Here is a 19274-nt window from a genome sequence, read left to right as displayed (position 1 = left end):
GCGCCTTGAGGGCCTGATCGACGTTGTTGTCGCGGACGAAAATCTGAACCAGGGGACTCTCTCCTGCCTTCCAGCCTGTCGCGCCGGCCTGCGCGTGGCGGCGGCGTTGGAACCAATACCGATGAGCCCCGAAAGCAGCCGCCTCCGGAGCCGAAGGGCGGTCAGATAACAGAAGGCTCAGCCGATGTCCACGCAAGACGGCCGCCTTTTCAAGGGCTAGACTGCAGCCCCATGACCAAGCCCGACGCCGCCGCCGATCCGCGCCCCGACACCGACGCCTGGGCGCGCGACACCGAGGAGAAAGTTCTGCTGGCCGCCCTGCCCCTGGCCGCCGCCGAGGGCTGGACCCGGCGCCTGGCCCTGCGGGCCGGGGCCGAGGCGGGGCTGTCGCCCGGCGAGGTGGAGCTTCTGCTGCCCAACGGCCCGGCCGACCTGGCCGCGCTTCTGTCCCGGCGCCACGACGCCCGCGCCCTGGCCCAGCTGGGCGGCCTGGACCCGCAGACCCTGAAGATCCGCGAACGCATCCGCACGGCGGTGGAGACCCGCCTGGACGTCGCCATGCTGGACGAGGCCGCCCTGCGCCGCTGCGCCGGCTTCCTGGCCCTGCCGCAGAACCTGCCCCTGGCCGGGCGGCTGGCCTGGGAAAGCGCCGACCGCCTGTGGCGCTGGGCGGGCGATACGGCCACCGACGAGAACCACTATTCCAAGCGCGCCATCCTCTCGGCCATGCTCACCGGCGCCCTGGCCATCCACATGGCCTCGGGCCGCGGCGCGGCCATGGCCTTCGTCGACGCCCGCATCGCCAATGTGATGCGCTTCGAGATGTGGAAGGCCACCACCCGTCTGCGGCCCACCGAGGCGGTGAAGGGTCTGGCCGAAACCCTGGGCCGCCTGCGCTACAGCCGCTGAAGGCCCGCCTCGCCCCTCAAAGCGGCGAGAGACGGTTCACATGGCCCATCTTGCGGCCGGGCAGGGCCTCGCGCTTGCCATAGAGGTGCAGCCGCGTCTCGGCCTCTCCGGCCAGCTTGAGCCAGGCTTCCGCCTCCGCCCCCAGCAGATTGACCATCTCCACCCGGGCGTGTGCGGCGGTGGGACCCAGCGGCCAGCCGGCGACGGCGCGGATATGCTGCTCGAACTGGCACACCTCGCAGCCGTCCTGAGTCCAGTGGCCGGTATTGTGCACCCGCGGCGCGATCTCATTGGCCAGCAGGCGGCCGTCGGCCAGCTCGAACAGCTCGATGCCGATGACCCCCACATAGTCCAGGCGCCCGAGGATCTGGGCGGCGATCCGCTCGGCCTGGTCCACCAGGGCCGCGGCGGCGGGCGCCGGCGCCACGGTCCGGCGCAGGACGCCGCCCTCGTGGTGGTTCTCCCCCAGGGGATAGACCGCCAGGGCGCCGTCGCGCCCGCGGGCGGCGATGATGGACAGCTCCCGGGTGAAGTCGGCCGGCGCCTCGAGGATGCAGGGGACGCCCCCCAGGCCCGCAAAGACCGCCCCGGCGTCGGCGGCGTGCTCCACCCAGGCTTGGCCCTTGCCGTCATAACCCTCCCGGCGGGTCTTCATCAGGGCCGGAACGCCGATCAGCCGGGCGGCCTCGAGGGCCTCGTCCTCGCTGTCCACGGTGGCGAAGGCCACGGTCCGCACCCCGGCCTCGTTGAGGAAGGTCTTCTCCGCCACCCGGTCCTGGGCCACGGCCAGGGCCAGACCGCTGGGCGCCACGGGCGCGCCCAGGGCCTTGAGCCGCTCCACGGCGGCAGCCGGCACGTTCTCGAACTCATAGGTGATGACGTCCGACAGGTCGGCCAGCCGGGCCAGGGCGTCGGGGTCGTCATAGGCGCCCACCAGGGTCTGGCGCGCCACGCGGCTGGCCGGGGCGTCGGTCTCGGGCGTGAGGATGGCCACGTCGAAACCCAGCCGGGCGGCGGCCAGGGCCAGCATGCGGCCCAGTTGCCCCCCGCCCAGAATGCCGATGACGGCGCCCGGCGGGAGGGGGAAGCCGTGTTCCATCAGTCTTCCACCGTCTCGGCCACGGCCTCGGCCAGGGCCTGCGCCAGCACGGTCAGGCGTTCGGACAGGGCCGGGTCGGACAGGGCCAGGATGCGCGCGGCCAGTATGCCCGCGTTCTTGGCCCCGGCCTCGCCGATGGCCAGGGTGGCCACCGGAATGCCGCCGGGCATCTGGACGATGGACAGGAGGCTGTCCATGCCCTTGAGCGCCTTGGATTCCACCGGCACGCCGAGAACGGGCAGTTCGGTCATGGAGGCGGTCATGCCCGGCAGGTGGGCGGCGCCCCCGGCGCCGGCGATGATCACCTGATAGCCCTTGGCCTTGGCGGTGGTGGCGAAGTCATAGAGCCGCTGGGGCGTGCGGTGGGCGGAGACCACCTTGGCCTCCCAGGCGACCCCCAGGGCGTCCAGCTGCTCGGCGGCGTACCGCATGGTGGGCCAGTCCGATCGACTGCCCATGATGATGGCGACAGGTGCGCATCGGCTCGCGCCGGCGGGGGGGGAACTGGCCATCCAATGGGCCCCTTCATCGGAAAGGCGCGGAGTATAGGCGCCGCCTTTGCGCCCGCAACCGATCGCGACTACGATTCTTATGGTTAAGCTGAGGTGATTCTCCCGCCATGAAGATCACAGGCGCGCGCAACGAACCCTTTGCGGCCATCCGCAAGCGGGCCCTGGCCCAGGCCGGCGCCCAGTCGGCGGCGGCGCGCGCCCTGCCGGTGGATCAGGCCGGCTTTCTGGGGGTCAGCGAGGCGGAGATGACGCCGGCGGTGCGCGGGGCGCTCACCACCCTGCTCACCGAAATCGACGACCTGCGCGGCGAGGTGGCCCGCCTGAAGGCCAAGCTGGCCGAGGCCGAGGGCCTGGCCGACCGCGATCCCCTCACCCCCCTGCTCAACCGCCGGGCCTTCATGCGCGAGCTGGCGCGGGTCCAGACCTTCTCCCGGCGCTACAGCTCGCCGGCCAGCCTGATCTATTTCGACCTGGACGACTTCAAGAGCATCAATGACCGCTTCGGCCATGCGGCCGGCGACGCGGCCCTGAAGACCATCGCCGAGCGGCTGACCGGCCTGGTGCGCGAGAGCGACATCGTCGCCCGCATGGGCGGCGACGAATTCGCCGTGCTGCTGGTCCAGGCCACCCAGCGTACGGCGGAAGCCAAGGCCGAGGCCCTGGCCCGGACCCTGGAATCCTCGCCGATCCAGTTCGGCGACTGGTCGGCGCCCATCCACCTGTCCTACGGGGTGCGCGAGATTCCGGCCGAGGGCGACGCGGAGTCCATCGTGGCCGAGGCCGACGCCGCCATGTTCCTGCGCAAGCGCGAGCGCCACGGCGGCTGATGGCCTGGTCGAAGACCTATGAGGAGGCCGAGCCTCAGCGGGTGAACCGTTGGCTGGCCCAGTCGGGCGTCTGCTCCCGCCGGGAGGCCGAGGCCCTCATCGCCGCGGGCCAGGTGTTCATCGACGGGGAGCGGGTGGACGATCCCGGCCGCAAGATCAGCCCCGGCCAGAAACTCACCCTGGACGATCAGGCGCAGGCCAGGCTGGAGCGCCAGCTCACCGTCATCCTCAACAAGCCCGCGGGCTATGTCTCCGCCCAGCCGGAGGCCGGCCAGGTCCCCGCCGCCCGTCTGCTGTCGGCCAAGACCCTGTTCGGCGAGAGCGACGACATCCCCGGCCCGGAGCGGCGCCTGGCGCCCATCGGCCGGCTGGACCAGGACAGCCGCGGGCTTCTGCTGCTGTCGGAGGACGGGGTCCTCACCAAGGCGGTGATCGGGCCCGAGGCGGACATGGAGAAGGAGTATCTGGTCCGCGTGCGCGGGGATGTGGGCGAGCCGGTCCTGGCCCGCCTGCGCCACGGCCTGGAGCTGGACGGCCGCCCCCTCAAGCCCGCCAAGATCAGCCTGGCCGGCGAGCAGAGGCTGCGCTTCATCCTGCGCGAAGGACGCAATCGCCAGATCCGTCGCATGTGCGACCTGGTGGGCCTGAGCGTGATCGACCTCTATCGCCTGCGGATCGGCCCCCTGAAGCTGGGCGACCTGCCCGAGGGCCGCTGGCGCCCCATCACCTCAGCCGAGCGGGAGGCTCTGCTGCGGGGCGACGCGCCGGCCCGTCCGCGACGGGCCAGACGCTAGAGACTTGAGCGCGTTCAGGCGGGCGCGAGGGCGCGCGCCAGGGCCGCGCGGCTGTCGCGGACGGCGGTCTGGCTCACCGTGGCCTCCGGCGCCCACTGGAAGCCGTGGAAGGCGCCGGGATAGACGTGCAGCTCCACCGGCACGCCCGCCCGCAGGAGCCTCTGGGCGTAGGCCAGGTCCTCCTCCAGGAAGAGGTCGAGGGCCCCGGTGGAGATGAAGGTGGGCGGCAGCCCCGACAGGTCCTGCGCCCGGGCCGCGGCCGCATAGGGCGAGACCCCCTCGCCCCCCGGCGGGCCGCCCAGCAGGCTCGACCAACCGAAATGATTGGCCTGGGGCGTCCAGACGAACTCCCCCGCATAGGGGTGCGGGTCGGGATGGACACAGGTGCGGTCGTCGATCATCGGATAGATCAGGTGCTGGAAGGCCAGGCGATAGTCCCCCCGGTCCCTGGCCAGCAGGGCCAGGGCCGCGGCCAGTCCGCCGCCGGCGCTCTCGCCCATGACGCCGATGCGCGTGGGATCGACGGACAGGCTTTCAGCCTCCCGGTTCAGCCAGGCCAGGGCCGCGTAACAATCTTCCACCGGACCCGGAAAGGGGGTCTCCGGCGCCAGGCGGTACTCCACCGAGGCGATGCAGCAGGCCAGGTCCGCCGCCAGGGGCCGGTGCACGGCCTCATTGTCCGCGCTCGAGCCCGCGACATAGCCGCCCCCGTGGATGTGCAGAATGCAGGGGGCGGCGCCCGTCAGTCCCTTGGGCCGGTAGAAGCGCACCTCCACCTCCGGCGCGCCGGGCGGGCCCGGAATGCGCAGGATCGTCAGGTCGGTGCGCGCCACGTCCTCAGGACGGACGGTGAACCGCACCGGCCGGCCGCGCATGAAGGGCAGAAGGGCCTCGCTCAGCTCCACCGCCGGCAGGGTGTCGAGCAGGGGCAGGAGTTGCGGATCCACCAGATGTCGGCTGCCGGCCATGGTCGTCTCCTCCGCCTCCCGTCGCTGTGGGCGCCCACCTTGGCAGGCCGGGGCGCCGGCGCAAAGGGTTGGCGCGGGCGCGCCGCGTGTCAGCTGCGGGCGAGCTTGCGGATGGCCGGCGCCAGGGGCCGTTCGGCGTCCGCATAGTCGGCCCAGGCCTCCGTCCTGGCCAGCAGGGCGGGAACCGTGCGCACGGTGAAGCGCAGGGGGTCCAGGCCCTTGCGCACCTGGCCCCAGGTGAGGGGCATGGAGACGCCGGCCCCCTCCCGCGCCCGGGGCGACAGGGGCGCCACCGCCGTGGCCAGTCTGGAATTGCGCAGATAGTCCACGAAGATCCGGCCCTCCCGCCTGGCCTTGGACATCACCGCCACATAGAGATCGGGGTCATCGGCGGCCATGCGCTGGGCCAGGCCCTGGGCGAAACCCTTGGCCGCCTCCCAGTCCAGGCCGCGCGCCTTGGCCAGGGGGGTCACCACATGGAGCCCCTTGCCGCCGGTGGTCTTGCAGAAGGCCACAAGGCCCAGGGCCTCCAGCCGTTCTTTCACGTCGCGGGCGGCCTGCACCACATCGTCGAAGGTCACGCCCGGCCCCGGGTCCAGGTCGAAGACCAGGCGTCCGGGCCGCTCAGGATCCCCCTCTCGGCAGTTCCAGGGGTGCAGCTCGATGGCGCCCATCTGGGCCAGGGCCGCCAGGGCCTCGACCCGGTCGATCTGCAGATAGGGCTGCTTGTCGCCCTCCACCTGGACCTGGGCGATCAGGTTGGAGGCGCCCTTGCCCGCATGGCGCTGGAAAAAGGTCTGTCCGCCGATCCCGTCCGGGGCGCGGATGATGGAGCAGGGCCGGCCACGGATATGGTCCAGCATCCAGGGACCGACGGCTTCGAAATAGCGGGCGAGATCGGTCTTGGTCAGGGGCGCGTCCTGGTCGGCCGACCGGGGCCAGAGCGCCTTGTCCGGGCTGGAGATGACCACCCCCATGACCGTGGTCGCACCCGCCGGCGCGGGCTTCCGCGCAGGCCTGGCGGGTTTGGGCTTGTCAGGTTGGACCGTGGCGGGGCTGGGCTCTGCGAGCCTGGCGCTCCGGGCGGGTTCCGGGGTTTCGGCCTCCACCTCGGCGGCGGGCTTGTCGGCCCGCAGGCCCTTGAAGGCGGCCTGGCGCACCATGCCCCCGCCCGTCCAGCCCGCGAACTCGATCTCGGCCACCAGCTCGGGCTTCGCCCAGTTCACACCCTCGCCCTTGCGCGGGGCGCCGGGTCCGGAGAAGGGGCTCGTTCGGGCGGCATGGGCCTCAAGCTTCGGCAGCACCCGGGCGACGGTGGCGGCCCCGAAGCCCGTGCCCACCCGCCCCACATAGACCAGATGATCGCCGCGATAGACACCAGCCAGCAGGGACCGGAGCTGGCCCTTGGCGCCCGTCCAGCCGCCGATCACCACCTCATGACCCGCCCGGCACTTGGACTTCTGCCAGTCATCCCCCCGGCCCGAGCGGTAGGGCGCGTCCAGGCGCTTGGAGACGACCCCTTCCAGGGCGAGGCGGCAGGCCGATTGCAGCACGGCGTCGCCGGCGCTCTCGAAGTGGGCCACCGGGCGAATCTGCCCCTTCAGTCCCTTGGCGGCCTTTGTCAGCACCGCTTCCAGCCGGGCCTTCCGCGCCCTCAAGGCCAGCGGCCGCAGGTCCTCGCCGTCCAGGAAGAGGGCGTCGAAGGCGAAGAAGATCAGGTCCTGGCTGCGGCCCTCCGACAGGGCGGCCTGCAGGGCGGGAAAGTCCGGGGCGCCGTTCTCGTCCAGGGCCACGGCCTCCCCGTCATAGAGGCCGTCGGGCAGGACCTGAGCCTGGTCGGCGATGGCCTGGAACTGGGGCGTCCAGTCCAGACCCTTGCGCGTCTTCAGCCGGGCCTGGCCGTCCTTGACCCGCAGTTGAAGCCGGTAGCCGTCGAACTTGATCTCATGCCCCCAGCCCTTGCCCTGGGGCGGCCGTTCGACGCTCTTGCAGAGCTGGGGCTCGATGAAGTCGGGAAGGCCCGAGGCCTTGTTCGGCTTCTTCTGCGCCGGCGCAGCCTTGGCCGCATTCGCCCCGACCGGCTTCGCCCTGACCGTCTTCGCCGGAGGGGACATGGTCGGCTTGGGCTCGGACGCCCACACAGCGTCGGCGCGGGCGGCGGCCTTGGACCGGCCGGCCATGAAGGGCTTGGGGCGACGGCCCGTTCCGGCGGTGATCGCCGCCATCTCCCGACCCGAGGCGATGGAGGTGACGGCCTCTTCCAGCAGACGGTCGCCCTCCACGACGCCCTCGTCGCGGTGCTTGATCAGCAGCCAGTTCTCGCGCTTGCCGCCGGTGCGGTCGCGCTTCATCCGCACCAGCACCCAGCCGCCCCGCAGGCGCTCGCCCTCCAGCACGAACTTCAGCTCGCCGGCCTTCAGCGCCTTGTGCGGGTCCACGCCCGGTTCGGGCGCCCAATAGCCCCGGTCCCACAGCATGACCGAACCGCCGCCATACTGACCCTTGGGGATAGTCCCCTCGAAATCCCCATAGTCCAGAGGGTGGTCCTCGGTGGCCACGGCCAGGCGCTTGTCGGCGGGATCGCGGGAGGGGCCGCGGGTCACCGCCCAGGACTTGAACACCCCGTCCAGCTCCAGGCGGAAGTCATAGTGCAGGCGGGTGGCGGCGTGCTTCTGAATGACGAAGCGCAGGCGGTTGGAGGCCTGCACCGGATTTTGGCCGGAGGGCTCGGCGGTCTTCTCGAAGTCCCGCATCTGGCGATACTTCGCGAGCTTTTCGGCCATGGGCGCGGCCCTCAGCTGGCCAGGGCCGGCGGCGTCTTCGCCGCGACGACCTCTGCGGGCCGACCGGCCAGGGCGTCCACAAAGGCGTCGCGCCAGGCGCTCACATCCTCGCTCCGCACGCGCTTGAACAGGGCGCGCCAGCGGGCGAGCCGCTCCTCCAGGGGCATGGTCAGCGCCCGCTTCAGGGCCTCGGAGATCTCCTCGGGACTGTTCGGATTGACGATCAGGGCCTCGGGCATCTGGCCCGCCGCGCCGGCGAAGCGCGACAGGACCAGCACGCCGGGATCGGCCGGGTCCTGGGCGGCCACATATTCCTTGGCCACCAGGTTCATCCCATCGCGCAGGGGCGTCACCAGCCCCACCTTGGCCGCCCGGTAAAGCCCCGCCAGTTCGTCGCGGCGATAGTTGCGGTTGACGCACCGCAGGGGGTTCCAGGCCAGGTCCGCATGGGCGCCGTTGATGCGGCCGCTGAGCGCGTCCAGCCGGCCGCGGATCTCCTGATAGGTCTCCACCGCCTCGCGGCTGACCGGCGCCACCTGCACCATCAGCACCTCGCGGCGCAGATCGGGATTGTCGGCCAGGAAGCGTTCGAAGCCGGCGAACCGCTCCTCCAGTCCCTTGGAATAGTCCAGCCGATCCACGCCGACGATCAGCTTGCGGAAGACGGTGTGGGCCACCATCCGGTCATAGGTCCGGCCCGCCCGCTCGGCGCCCAGCATGTCGGCGAAGTCGGCCGCATCGATGCCGATGGGAAAGGCGCCGTACTCCACCGTCCGCCCGAAGGCGGTCAGACGTCCGTCCTCGGTCCGGCCGCCCCCGGCCTCGGCCAGGACATATTCCTCGAAGGCCGTGGCGTATTCCGGGGTCTGGAAGCCCAGCAGGTCATAGTCGAACAGGGATTCCACCAGCGCCTTGTGGGTCGGCAGGGTGACCAGCAGCTGGTGGGCCGGCCAGGGAATGTGCAGGAAGAAGCCGATCCGGTTCTTCACCCCCAGGCGGCGCAGCTCCCGGGCCAGCGGGATCATGTGGTAGTCGTGGACCCAGATCAGGTCGTCGGGCTCGATCAGCGGGCCGATGGTCTCGGCGAAGCGCCGGTTGACCCGCTGATAGCCGGCGTCGAAGGCCCGGTCATAGGCGGTCAGGTCCACCCGGTAGTGGAACAGGGGCCACAGCGTCTTGTTGGCGTAGCCGTTGTAATATTCCTCCACATCGCCGGGCTCCAGGTCCACCGTGGCGATGGTCACCCCTTCCACCCGGCGCATGGCCAGCTGGCCGCTGAACTGCGGCGTGGTCCGTCCGCTCCAGCCAAACCACAGGCCGGAATACTCCCGCAGAGCCGCGGCCAGCGCCATGGCCAGTCCGCCCACGCTCTCCTCGCCCTTGCCCACCGGCGGGGTCACGCGATTGGAGATGACGATGAGGCGGGTCACAGGGCGGCCTCCAGCCAGTCGAGCACGGCGTCCACATGCTCCAACCGGAAGCGGGCCGCGGTGTTCCGCACAGGCCCCACCAGAACGCCGAAGCCCCCTCGCCGCACGGCGGCCTCAAAGGCCGGCTCATCGGTGAGATCATCGCCCACGAACACCGGGGCCGCGCCCGCGAAAGGCGGCAGCGCCATGAAGTCGTCCAGGCTGTCACCCTTGTCGGGGCCGGGGCTGCGCAGCTCCACCACCATGTGGCCCGGCTGCAGGGTCAGGCCCGTCTCCCCCGCCAGATCCTGCGCCAGCGCCCGGGCGGCGGCCTCCTGATGGGGGGCGAGGCGGTAGTGCAGGGCCGCGCTGAGCCCCTTTTCCTCCACCAGCAACTGCGGATCGGCGGCGGCTAGGCGATGAAAGGCCGTCACCGCCCGGGCCAGGCCCGGGTGCGGCGTCGCCGGACGATAGGTCCCGTCCGGCGTCCGGCGGTCCAGCCCGTGGACGGCGGCCACCGGGGTCACCGCACCCTCGAGTATGTGATCGATCTCGGCCAGGGTGCGGCCAGACAGCACCGCCAGCCGACCGTCCATGGCGGCGCCCAGGCGGGTCAGGATCTGGGTTCGTCGGGGCTCGGGACCCACATCCTGCGGTCGGGGCGCGATGGGCGCCAGCGTGCCGTCGAGGTCCAGGAACAGGGCGTGCCCCGTCAGATTGAGCCGGGGCGGGCGCTCGATGGCCATCAAGGCGTCACATACCGTCATACTTTGGAACCATCCCCCTTGCGAGGCCTCTAACGCCGCAGGTTCGGCTTGGCTCCCGAGGAGCGCGAGGATAGGGGAAAGTCCGCGCGACACGACGAACCGCAATCCCGGTCATGACGTTGGGGCAGCGCGCCCTCGAGTCGCCGCCAAGGAGATGTCATGCCCAAGGCCCCTGAAGCCGACGCGATCGTCCTGTTTGGAGGCGCCGGCGACCTCGCCCTGCGGATGCTGTTTCCCTCCCTCTATTTCCTCGACGCCGACGGCTTCCTGCCGGACGGCTTCCGCATCATCGCCGCGGCCCGCAGCGCCCTGACGCCGGATGCCTTCCGCGAGGAGGTGCGCGAGGCGGTGATCGCCCGCGCCCAGCCCACCGCCGTGGACCCAGACGCGTGGGCGCGGTTTTCGGCCCGGATCGACTATCGCGCCGTGGACGCCACCGACCCTGAGAGCCTGAAGGCCATTGTGGAAGCCCTGGGGGACGCCCGGGCGCCGATCTTCTACCTGGCCCTGTCGCCCAGCCTCTATATCGGGGTGGGCCGGGCCCTGGCGGCCTGCGGCCTGGCGACGCCAGCCAGCCGCATCGTGCTGGAAAAGCCCATCGGCCGCGATCTCGCCTCCTCGCAGCGGATCAACGACGCCTTGGCCGAGGCCTTCACCGAAGAGCAGGTGTTCCGCATCGACCACTATCTGGGCAAGGAGACGGTCCAGAACCTCATCGCGCTCCGGTTCGCCAATACCCTGTTCGAGCCCCTGTGGAACAACCTGACCATCGACCACGTGCAGATCACCGTGGCCGAGACCGAAGGGGTGGGCGAGCGCTGGCCCTATTATGACGAGTACGGCGCCCTGCGCGACATGGTGCAGAACCACGTCCTGCAGCTGCTCTGCCTGGTGGCCATGGAGCCGCCCTCGGACATGGACGCCGACTCCCTGCGCAACGAGAAGGTCAAGGTGCTGCGCTCCCTGCGCCGCTTCAGCCGCCACGAGGCCGTGGCCGCCAGCGTGCGCGGCCAGTACGCCGCCGGCGTCGCCCAGGGCCAGGCCGCCGAGGCCTATGAGACCGAGCGCGGAGCGGCCAGCGAGACCGAGACCTTCGTCGCCCTGCGGGTGGATATCGACAACTGGCGGTGGGCGGGCGTCCCCTTCTTCCTGCGTACGGGCAAGCGCCTGCCCGAACGGCGCACCCAGATCGCCATCCAGTTCAAGGGCGTGCCCCACTCCATCTTCGGCGGGGCGGCCGACGGAGACCTCATCGCCAACCGCCTGGTCATCGACCTGCAGCCCGATGAGGACATCGAGCTGATCTTGATGAACAAGGCGCCCGGCATCAGCCAGAGGGGCATGCGCCTGCAGTCCCTGCCCCTGTCCCTGTCCCTGCTGAAGGCCTATTCCGGCCCCAACGCCCGGCGGCGGATCGCCTATGAGCGCCTGCTGCTGGACGTGATCGTCGGCAACAGCGCCCTCTTCGTCCGTCGCGACGAGGTGGAGGAGGCCTGGCGCTGGGTGGACGGCATCGCCGAGGCCTGGGGCGAGGCGGCCATGGCGCCCAAGCCCTATCCCGCCGGCAGCTGGGGGCCGGCCGGCGCCTTCGCCCTGATCGAGCGGGCCGGCCGGGCCTGGTCCGACTGACGCCTCAGCCCTGGCCGGTGGAGCCGAAGCCCCCCGAGCCGCGAGCCGTCTCGTCCAGGGCGTCCACCTCATCCCAGGCGGCCTGGATGACCGGGGCGATCACCAGCTGGGCGATGCGGTCGCCCCGGCGGATGGTGAAGTCTTCCTCGCCCAGATTGATCAGTATGACCTTCATCTCGCCCCGATAGTCGGCGTCCACCGTGCCCGGCGAATTGAGGCAGGTGATCCCGGACTTGGCCGCCAGGCCCGAGCGGGGCCGCACCTGGCCCTCGAAGCCCGCCGGCAGGGCCATGGCCAGGCCCGTGGGGATCATGGCCCGCTCCATGGGCCGCAGCACCACCGGCGCCTCGGCGGGCACGGCGGCGCGCAGGTCCATGCCCGCCGCCAGGGCCGTCTCATAGGCCGGCAGCGGCAGGTCGGCATTGTGCGCCAGGCGGGTGATCTTGATGGTCGGGGCGGTCACGAAAGCTCCTGCGCCATGCGGGCGGCCAGACGGGCCGCGACTTCGGATTTGGCCGTGCGATCCCAGCGTTCCACCCCCTGGCCGGTGACGATGGAGACGGCGTTGTCGTCCCCGCCCATGGTCCCTTCGATGCTGACGTCATTGGCCACGATCCAGTCGCAGCCCTTCCGCTGAAGCTTGGCCTGGGCGTAGGCCTCCACATCGTTGGTCTCGGCGGCGAAGCCCACCACCAGGCGCGGGCGGCCAGGGCCCGGCGCGGACAGGGTGGCCAGGATGTCGGGGTTCTCCACCAGGGCGATGGGCGGCGGCCCGTCGGTCCCCTTCTTGATCTTCACCGCCCCTTCCTGCGCCGGGCGCCAGTCGGCCACGGCGGCCACGCAGACGGCCAGGTCGGCGGGCAGGGCCGCCTGGCAGGCGGCCAGCATCTGGCGGGCGGTCTCCACCTCCACCCGGCGCACGCCGGCCGGCGCCCGCAGGGCGGTGGGGCCGGAGACCAGGGTCACCTCGCAGCCCAGGGCGGCCAGGGCCTCGGCGATGGCGTAGCCCTGCTTGCCGCTGGACCGGTTGGTCAGATAGCGCACCGGATCGATGGGCTCGGCCGTGGGGCCGGCGGTGACGATGGCCCGACGACCCGCCAAGGGTCCCAACTGGGGCCTGGGCGCCGGACCGGCCAGCCGCGCCATGATCGCCTCGAAGATGGCCTGGGGCTCGGCCATGCGGCCAAACCCGAACTCCCCGCAGGCCATGGCCCCCTCGTCCGGCCCCACGAAGGCCACGCCGTCAGCCTTCAGGACGGCGAGGTTCCGCCTTGTGGCCGGATGCTCCCACATGCGCACATTCATGGCCGGCGCCATGAGCACGGGTTTGTCGGTGGCCAGCAGGGTGGTGGAGGCCAGGTCGCCCGCCAGACCGTTGGCCGCCTTGGCCATGAGGTCGGCGGTGGCCGGCGCCACCACAACGAGGTCGGCCGAGCGGGAAAGCTCGATATGGCCCATCTCGGCCTCGTCGGTGAGGGAGAAGAGCTCGGAATAGACCCTGTCCTCGGCCAGGGCCGAGAGGGAGAGCGGGGTGACGAACTGGGCGCCCGCGGCGGTGAGGATGGGCCGCACCGCCACCCCGGCCTTGCGCAGCAGCCGGGTGAGCTCCAGGGCTTTGTAGGCGGCGATGCCGCCCCCGACGATCAGTAGAACGCGCTGTTCCGACAAGGCGGCCGGCCCCCCTTCAAGCTTGGATGTGGCTATAGCCGCATATGGGCTCTGGACAAAATCTCCGCCATGTTCTTTGTTCGTTCCGGCGCAGCCTGGGGCTGAGCGCGGCCCGGGTGACAAGGCGAGATGGCAAAGGCCCAAAGGGGACCGGTTGTGAGGGGAAGGGTGATGAGGATGCGAGTTTCGGTTCTGCTGGCCGCTTCGGCCAGCCTGTTGATGCTGAGCGCCTGCGACAACGGCCCCTCGGCGGTGCAGCCGGCCCAGGCGCCGGCGGGGGCGCCCTCGGCCGATGCGGCGGGCCAGGACGCCGTGGCCCGGGCGCCGGGGCCGGACGCGCGATCGGGCCGCAGCCCCGTCCCGCAGGTGGACGGCCGGCCCATGTGGTCGGAGACCCAGCGCTACACCGCCCAGGAGAACGCCGAGCGGGCCTATGCGCGCAATGGCGAGACCTTTGGCGCCGCCAGCCTGGACGACTTCGTCCGCAAGGCCCACGCCTTCGTCAACTCGCCGCCGGCCGGGGCCGAGACCCTTCGGCGGGGCAATGGCGACACCCTGATCTATGATCCGCAGGCCAACATCTTCGCCGTGGCCACCGCCCAGGGGGCGCCGCGGACCATGTTCAAGCCCGACAACGGCCGCGCCTATTGGGAAGAGCAGAAGGCCCGGGAAGCGACCCGCGGCGACTGACCCGCGCCCCGGCCCTGGGCGCGTGCTTAGGCGGTGATCCGATTTCACGAAGAAATCGGATCACCGCCCAGCTTGCCTGTTGAACGCGCGTTGTGGGCCGATAACCGGTTCCCACTTATCGGAACGCGCTCTAGGCCAGGGCGCCCAGCAGGAAGGCGCCGCCGGCGGTGAGCGCGCCCAGCAGGAACCACATCCAGGCCGGGTCCCGTTCGGCCGTGACGGGGGCCGGCGGCTGGACCTCTTCGGCCTGAAGGCGGCGGCGCAGACCGGCGATGATGTCCACCGTCTCCTGCGCCAGACGCCGCGCCTGGGCCGGAGGCGCCAGTTCGCGGGTGATCCAGCGGCGAACCACCGGATCGGCGGCCGCCCAGATGTCGCAGTCGGGGTCCAGGCGTCGGGCCACCCCTTCCACGGTCATCATGGTCTTCTGCAGCAGCACCAGTTCCGGCCGCAGGTGCATGTCGAACAGGGCGGTGATCTCGAAGAGCTGGATCAGCACCCGGCTCATGGAGACCTCGCTGGCCGAGCGGCCGAAGACCGGCTCGCCCACCGCGCGCAGGGCCTGGGCGAAGGCCGCCCGGTCGTGATGGGCCGGCACATAGCCCGCCCGGAAGTGCATCTCGGCCACCTTGGCGTAGTCGCGCTCCAGGAAGCCGTAGAGGATCTCGGCGAGGTAGCGGCGCTCCTCCGGCCCCAGGCGGCCCACAATGCCGAAATCCACCGCCGTGATGCGGGCCGGGGCGGCCACGAACAGGTTGCCCTCGTGCAGGTCGGCGTGGAACACCCCGTGGTCCAGGGCCTGGGACAGGAAGGCCCGCAGCAGATTGGCCGCGAGCGCCGGGCGGTCCAGGTCCGGCAGGGCGAGCGTCGCCTCGTCCGACAGGGGCGCCCCTTGCGCCCATTCGAGCGTCAGGACCTGTTTGCCCACCCCCTCCCAGATCACCTTGGGCGCGCTCATATAGCCGTCGCGGGCCATGACCTCGCCCAGCTCGTCGCAACCGGCGGCCTCCAGCCGCAGGTCCAGCTCCAGCTCCGTAGCCCGGATCACCGTGCGGGCGAAGGCCTCGGGCTCCAGCCGGCGGGCGGCCGGCACGTAGCGGGCCACCAGCCGGGCGGCCTCCGTCAGGGCCGCCGAATCCCGCGCCACCTGCGCCCCCACGCCGGGGCGCAGCACCTTGACCGCCACCTTGCGCCCGTCATGCAGGCGCGCGGCATGGGCCTGGGCCAGGGAGGCGGCGCCCACCACCTCGCCAAACTCGGCGAAGCGGGTCTCCACCGGCGCGCCCAGGGCCAGCTCCACCTGTCGGCGGGCGACCGCGTCGGGAAAGGCCGGCAGGCGGTCCTTCAGTCGCGCCAGATCCTCGGCGAACGGGGCGCCGAAAATGTCGGCGCGGGTGGACAAGAGCTGTCCCAGCTTGATGGCCACCGGCCCCAGCTGCACCAGGGCCCGGGCCAGGCGCTCGCCCGGCCGGCCGTTCTTGGCCTCCTTGCCGCCCAGGCGGCGCAGGACGCGGCCGAGGTCGCGGATCGGGGGCGGATACTGGGCCTCCAGCTCGGCCGGCAGCAGGGCGTCATGCCGGGCCAGGGTCCAGGCCGCGGTGAAGAGCCGGCCATAGGCGGCGGGACGCGCCATGCTCAGATCGCCCAGCCCTGATGCAGGGCCGCCACCCCCCCGGTGAAGTTGGTGTAGCTGACTCGGGAAAAGCCTGCCTGCCCCATCATGTCAGCGAAGGTCCGCTGGTCGGGGAAGCGGCGGATGCTTTCAACCAGATACTGGTAGGACTCCCGGTCCTTGGCCACCACCTCGCCCACGGCGGGGATGACCTTGAACGAATAGGCGTCATAAGCCTTCTGAAGCGCCTCGGTGACCGGGCGCGAGAATTCCAGGCACAGGAAGCGGCCGCCGGGCTTGAGCACGCGGCGGGCCTCGCGCAGGGCGGCCAGGACATCGGTGACGTTGCGGATGCCGAAGCTGATCACATAGGCGTCGGCGAAGGCGTCGGGCAGGGGCAGGCGCTGGGCGTCGCCCACGCTCCAGATGATCTCCGGCTCATAGCCCCGCTCGCGGCCGGCGGCGATCATCTCGGCATTGTAGTCGATCAGGTGGATCAGGGCGTCGTCCCCGCCGCGGCGCGCCTTGGCCCGGCGCGCCATGCGGGCGAAGCGGCGGGCCATGTCGCCGGTGCCCCCGGCGCAGTCGATGATCACCTCGCCGGGCTGGGGGTTGAGCCGGGCGGCCACGGCGTCCTTCCACAGGCGGTGGACGCCCCCGCTCATCAGGTCGTTCATCAGGTCGTAGCGCTTGGCGACGCTGTCGAACACGCCGCGCACCAGGCGCGGCTTCTCATCGGCGGCGACATCGCGGAAGCCGAAGGTGGCGTGGGGACCGGTCATGGGGGCGTCTTAGCTCTCTGCGGAGCGGGGCGCCAGCACAGCCCGTCTCAGATCGCGCCTGAGATCGTCCGTCGGCCCGCGAAGTTGATCCCGACGCCCGCCTCTGCCAATCGAAGAGACATGCCTGAACTTCCCGAGGTCGAAACCGTCCGGCGGGGCCTGGCCCCGGTGCTGGACGGCCAGCGTCTGAGCCGCGTGGAGGCCCGCCGCCCGGACCTGCGCTTTCCCTTTCCGCCGGATTTCGTCCAGCGCCTGTCCGGCGCGCGCATCGGCGCCCTGGCGCGCCGGGCCAAATATGTGCTGGCCCCCACCGACCGGGGGGACACCCTCGTCATGCATCTGGGCATGAGCGGACGCTTCGAGATCGCCCGCCCGCAAGGTACGGAGCGGCCCGGCCGGTTCGTCTACGCCGCCGACCCCGACCCCCGACACGCCCATGTGGTCTTCGAGACCGAAGGGGGCGGACGGGTCACCTATTATGATCCCCGCCGGTTCGGCTATATGGGCCTCATTCCCACAGAAGATCTGGCCCATCACCCCTGGTTTGCCGGCATGGGGCCTGAGCCCCTGTCCGAGGCCTTTGACGCCGACCAACTGGCGCGGGCCTTCGCCGGGCGCCGACAAGGCCCCAAGACCCTGCTGCTGGACCAGCGGATCGTGGCGGGCCTGGGCAACATCTATGTGTGCGAGGCCCTGAACCAGGCGCGCATCTCGCCCTTTCGGCCGGCCGGATCGATCCGCCGCGCCCGCCTCGCCCTGCTGGTCCAGGCCGTGCGCGAGGTCTTGACCGCGGCCATCGCCGCGGGCGGGTCGACCTTGCGCGACTATGCCGCCGCCGACGGCGCCCTGGGCTATTTCCAACATAGTTTCGCCGCCTACGGACGCGAAGGCGAAGCCTGCCGCAACCCGGGCTGCGGCGGGACCATCGCCCGCCAGGTGCAGGCCGGACGCTCCACCTTCTACTGTCCGCGCTGTCAGAGGTAGTTCCATGGGTCTCCGCTTCAAAGGTCTGGCCGCCCCAGGTCTCATCCTGGCCCTGGCGGCCCTGGTGGCCGCCTGCGCCCCGGCCCCTGTCCAGGCCGAGCCGCGGCCCGCCGTCTGGGTGGTGCGCGACGCCGATTCCGAAATGACCCTGTTCGGCTCGGTCCATGTGCTGCCGCCGGGGCTGGACTGGCGGCCGGAAGCCCTGGACGCGGCCCTGGCCGAGGCCGACGACCTCTGGTTCGAGCTGCCGGTGGATCCGGGCACGGAGGCCCAGGCCGCCGCCCTCGCCCTGCGCCACGGCATGATGCCCCCCGGCCAGGCCCTGGCCGACACCCTGGACCCCGAGAGCCTGGCCCGGCTGCAGCGGCTGGCGCAGCGCCACGACCTGCCCATGGCCACCCTGGCCCAGCTCAAGCCCTGGTTCGCCGAGGTGCTGGTGGCCGCCGGCGTGCTGGCCGCCCAGGGTGCCGACATCTCCCACGGGGTGGAGCGCCAGATCAGCGCCCTGGCGCCGGCTGCGGTGGAGCGGCGCGCCCTGGAGAGCGCCGAGCAGCAGATCGCGCTCTTCTCCGCCGCCCCCCTGGACGAGCAGGCCGCGAGCCTGGCCGAGACCCTGCGCCAGCTGGAGGAGGACCCCGAGGCTTTCTATCGCCTGATCGCCGCCTGGATGGCCGGGGATCAGGCCGCCCTGGAGGCCGAGACCCTGACCCCCCTGCGCCAGGCCGCCCCGGCCCTCTATGAGCGGATGGTCACCGCCCGAAACCGGGACTGGGTGGCGCAGCTGCACGCGCGGCTGGAAGGCTCGGGCCGCACCGTGGTGGTGGTGGGCGCGGGCCACCTGATGGGTGAGGATGGCCTGCCCCATCGCCTGCGCGCCCTTGGCTATGAAGTCGAAGGGCCTTAATCGCGGGTCCACGCCCGAACGCCCCAACGCCCCAACGCCGACCGCACGGAGGCCGCCATGTCCGCCCAGAGCTATGAGACCCTGATCGTCGAGGCCCACGGGCCGGTCACCCTCATCCGCCTCCACCGGCCCCAGGCGCTGAACGCCCTGAACCAGGCCCTGCTGGCGGAACTGGCCCAGGCGGTTTCCGCCGCCGAGGCCGACGCGGCGGTGCGCTGCCTCGTCCTCACCGGCTCGGAGCGGGCCTTCGCCGCCGGCGCCGACATCAAGGAGATGGCCGACAAGTCCTATGCGGACATGTTCCTGGCCGACACCTTCACCGCCGCGGCCCGGGCCATCGAGCAGGCGCGCAAGCCGATCATCGCCGCGGTGTCCGGCTTCGCCCTGGGGGGCGGCTGCGAGCTGGCCATGATGTGCGACTTCATCCTGGCCGCCGACACGGCGAAGTTCGGCCAGCCGGAGATCAATCTCGGCGTCATGCCCGGCATCGGCGGCACCCAGCGCCTGACCCGCTTCGTGGGCAAGTCCAAGGCCATGGAGATGGTGCTGACGGGCCGCATGATGGACGCCGCCGAGGCCGAGCGCGCGGGCCTGGTCTCGCGCATCCTTCCCGCCGACACGCTGGTGGAGGAGGCCCTGGCCGCCGCCGCCAGGATCGCCGCCCAATCCCCCGTGGCGGTGATGATGAACAAGGAGCTGGTGGAGACCGCCTACGAGACCACCCTGTCGGCCGGGGTGGCGGTGGAGCGGCGGCTGTTCCACTCCCTCTTCGCCTTCGAGGACCAGAAGGAGGGCATGGCCGCCTTCGTCGAGAAGCGGAAGCCGGACTTCAAGGGGCGCTGAGGGCCTGCAGGCCCCGCGCCATTGACCGGGGCCTGAGCTTCCCGTATATCCGCGCCTCCGATTTTGACCGCCGGGGCCAGTGGCTCGGGCGCGA

General features: G+C 71.5%; 18 protein-coding genes. 8 read left to right on the top strand and 10 right to left on the bottom strand.

Annotated features, from left to right (window positions below; all coding sequences use genetic code 11):
- Nucleotides 1-231 precede the first annotated feature (231 nt).
- Entirely contained in the window at nt 232-909 is a 678-nt protein-coding gene (locus tag V7D28_RS06455) for a COQ9 family protein (RefSeq protein WP_333586549.1), read from the top strand.
- A gap of 16 nt (nt 910-925) precedes the next feature.
- Here the strand turns inward: V7D28_RS06455 and V7D28_RS06450 are convergent, their stop codons facing one another.
- Nucleotides 926-2008 carry a 5-(carboxyamino)imidazole ribonucleotide synthase gene (locus tag V7D28_RS06450; RefSeq protein ID WP_333586548.1) on the bottom strand — a complete coding sequence of 361 codons (1083 nt, stop codon included), beginning with the start codon at nt 2006-2008 and terminating at the stop codon, nt 926-928.
- Nucleotides 2008-2520, bottom strand: coding sequence for a 5-(carboxyamino)imidazole ribonucleotide mutase (purE, locus tag V7D28_RS06445; RefSeq protein WP_333586547.1), 513 nt, complete (start codon nt 2518-2520; stop codon nt 2008-2010). Before purE ends, V7D28_RS06450 begins: the two co-directional genes overlap by 1 nt.
- Before the next feature lie 107 nt (nt 2521-2627).
- On the opposite strand from purE, the gene V7D28_RS06440 reads away from it, so the two are divergent.
- The gene (locus V7D28_RS06440; protein WP_333586546.1) at nt 2628-3347 is read left to right on the top strand and encodes a GGDEF domain-containing protein; all 720 of its coding nucleotides are present in this window, start codon (nt 2628-2630) and stop codon (nt 3345-3347) included.
- A complete protein-coding gene (locus tag V7D28_RS06435) occupies nt 3347-4141 on the top strand; it encodes a pseudouridine synthase (protein WP_333586545.1) in 795 nt (264 codons plus the stop codon). The genes V7D28_RS06440 and V7D28_RS06435 overlap by 1 nt, the downstream gene beginning before the upstream one ends.
- 14 nt (nt 4142-4155) lie before the next feature.
- Here V7D28_RS06435 and V7D28_RS06430 read toward each other — a convergent pair whose 3' ends face one another.
- From V7D28_RS06430 to otsB, 4 genes are all read right to left on the bottom strand, one after another.
- Nucleotides 4156-5109: an alpha/beta hydrolase gene (locus V7D28_RS06430; protein WP_333586544.1), complete on the bottom strand. Its 954-nt coding sequence runs from the start codon at nt 5107-5109 to the stop codon at nt 4156-4158.
- 89 nt (nt 5110-5198) lie between these two features.
- Nucleotides 5199-7892, bottom strand: coding sequence for a DNA ligase D (ligD, locus tag V7D28_RS06425; RefSeq protein WP_333586543.1), 2694 nt, complete (start codon nt 7890-7892; stop codon nt 5199-5201).
- An 11-nt stretch (nt 7893-7903) separates the two neighbouring features.
- Nucleotides 7904-9322, bottom strand: coding sequence for an alpha,alpha-trehalose-phosphate synthase (UDP-forming) (locus V7D28_RS06420; RefSeq protein WP_333586542.1), 1419 nt, complete (start codon nt 9320-9322; stop codon nt 7904-7906).
- Nucleotides 9319-10068: a trehalose-phosphatase gene (gene otsB, locus V7D28_RS06415; RefSeq protein ID WP_333586541.1), complete on the bottom strand. Its 750-nt coding sequence runs from the start codon at nt 10066-10068 to the stop codon at nt 9319-9321. Before otsB ends, V7D28_RS06420 begins: the two co-directional genes overlap by 4 nt.
- 159 nt (nt 10069-10227) lie before the next feature.
- Between otsB and zwf the strand changes: the two genes are divergently transcribed.
- Nucleotides 10228-11697: a glucose-6-phosphate dehydrogenase gene (gene zwf / locus V7D28_RS06410; RefSeq protein ID WP_333586540.1), complete on the top strand. Its 1470-nt coding sequence runs from the start codon at nt 10228-10230 to the stop codon at nt 11695-11697.
- 4 nt (nt 11698-11701) lie between these two features.
- Here the strand turns inward: zwf and dut are convergent, their stop codons facing one another.
- Both dut and coaBC read right to left on the bottom strand, forming a co-directional pair.
- Entirely contained in the window at nt 11702-12160 is a 459-nt protein-coding gene (gene dut / locus V7D28_RS06405) for a dUTP diphosphatase (RefSeq protein WP_333586539.1), read from the bottom strand.
- On the bottom strand, nt 12157-13365 hold the full coding sequence (gene coaBC / locus V7D28_RS06400; RefSeq protein WP_333586538.1) for a bifunctional phosphopantothenoylcysteine decarboxylase/phosphopantothenate--cysteine ligase CoaBC: 1209 nt from the start codon (nt 13363-13365) through the stop codon (nt 12157-12159). The genes dut and coaBC overlap by 4 nt, the downstream gene beginning before the upstream one ends.
- Before the next feature lie 177 nt (nt 13366-13542).
- On the opposite strand from coaBC, the gene V7D28_RS06395 reads away from it, so the two are divergent.
- The gene (locus V7D28_RS06395) at nt 13543-14055 is read left to right on the top strand and encodes a hypothetical protein (protein ID WP_333586537.1); all 513 of its coding nucleotides are present in this window, start codon (nt 13543-13545) and stop codon (nt 14053-14055) included.
- A gap of 130 nt (nt 14056-14185) precedes the next feature.
- On the opposite strand, the gene ubiB is transcribed toward V7D28_RS06395, so the two are convergent.
- Nucleotides 14186-15688 (bottom strand): 2-polyprenylphenol 6-hydroxylase, encoded by a 1503-nt coding sequence (ubiB, locus tag V7D28_RS06390; protein WP_333586536.1) that lies wholly within the window; start codon nt 15686-15688, stop codon nt 14186-14188.
- 2 nt (nt 15689-15690) lie between these two features.
- Complete coding sequence (locus V7D28_RS06385; protein ID WP_333586535.1) at nt 15691-16449, bottom strand: class I SAM-dependent methyltransferase; 759 nt, start codon at nt 16447-16449, stop codon at nt 15691-15693.
- A 120-nt stretch (nt 16450-16569) separates the two neighbouring features.
- Between V7D28_RS06385 and mutM the strand changes: the two genes are divergently transcribed.
- Genes mutM through V7D28_RS06370 form a run of 3 tightly spaced genes read left to right on the top strand, consistent with a single transcriptional unit; the run spans nt 16570 to nt 19180 of the window.
- Nucleotides 16570-17433, top strand: a complete 864-nt coding sequence (gene mutM, locus V7D28_RS06380) for a bifunctional DNA-formamidopyrimidine glycosylase/DNA-(apurinic or apyrimidinic site) lyase (protein WP_333586534.1) — start codon at nt 16570-16572, stop codon at nt 17431-17433.
- A gap of 4 nt (nt 17434-17437) precedes the next feature.
- On the top strand, nt 17438-18337 hold the full coding sequence (locus tag V7D28_RS06375; RefSeq protein ID WP_333586533.1) for a TraB/GumN family protein: 900 nt from the start codon (nt 17438-17440) through the stop codon (nt 18335-18337).
- 57 nt (nt 18338-18394) lie between these two features.
- Entirely contained in the window at nt 18395-19180 is a 786-nt protein-coding gene (locus V7D28_RS06370; protein WP_333586532.1) for an enoyl-CoA hydratase, read from the top strand.
- The last annotated feature ends 94 nt before the right edge of the window (nt 19181-19274 follow it).

The sequence above is a fragment of the Phenylobacterium sp. genome, assembly GCF_036723115.1.
In the GTDB taxonomy this organism is placed as follows: domain Bacteria; phylum Pseudomonadota; class Alphaproteobacteria; order Caulobacterales; family Caulobacteraceae; genus Phenylobacterium.
This window is presented reverse-complemented; position numbering and strand designations above follow the sequence as displayed.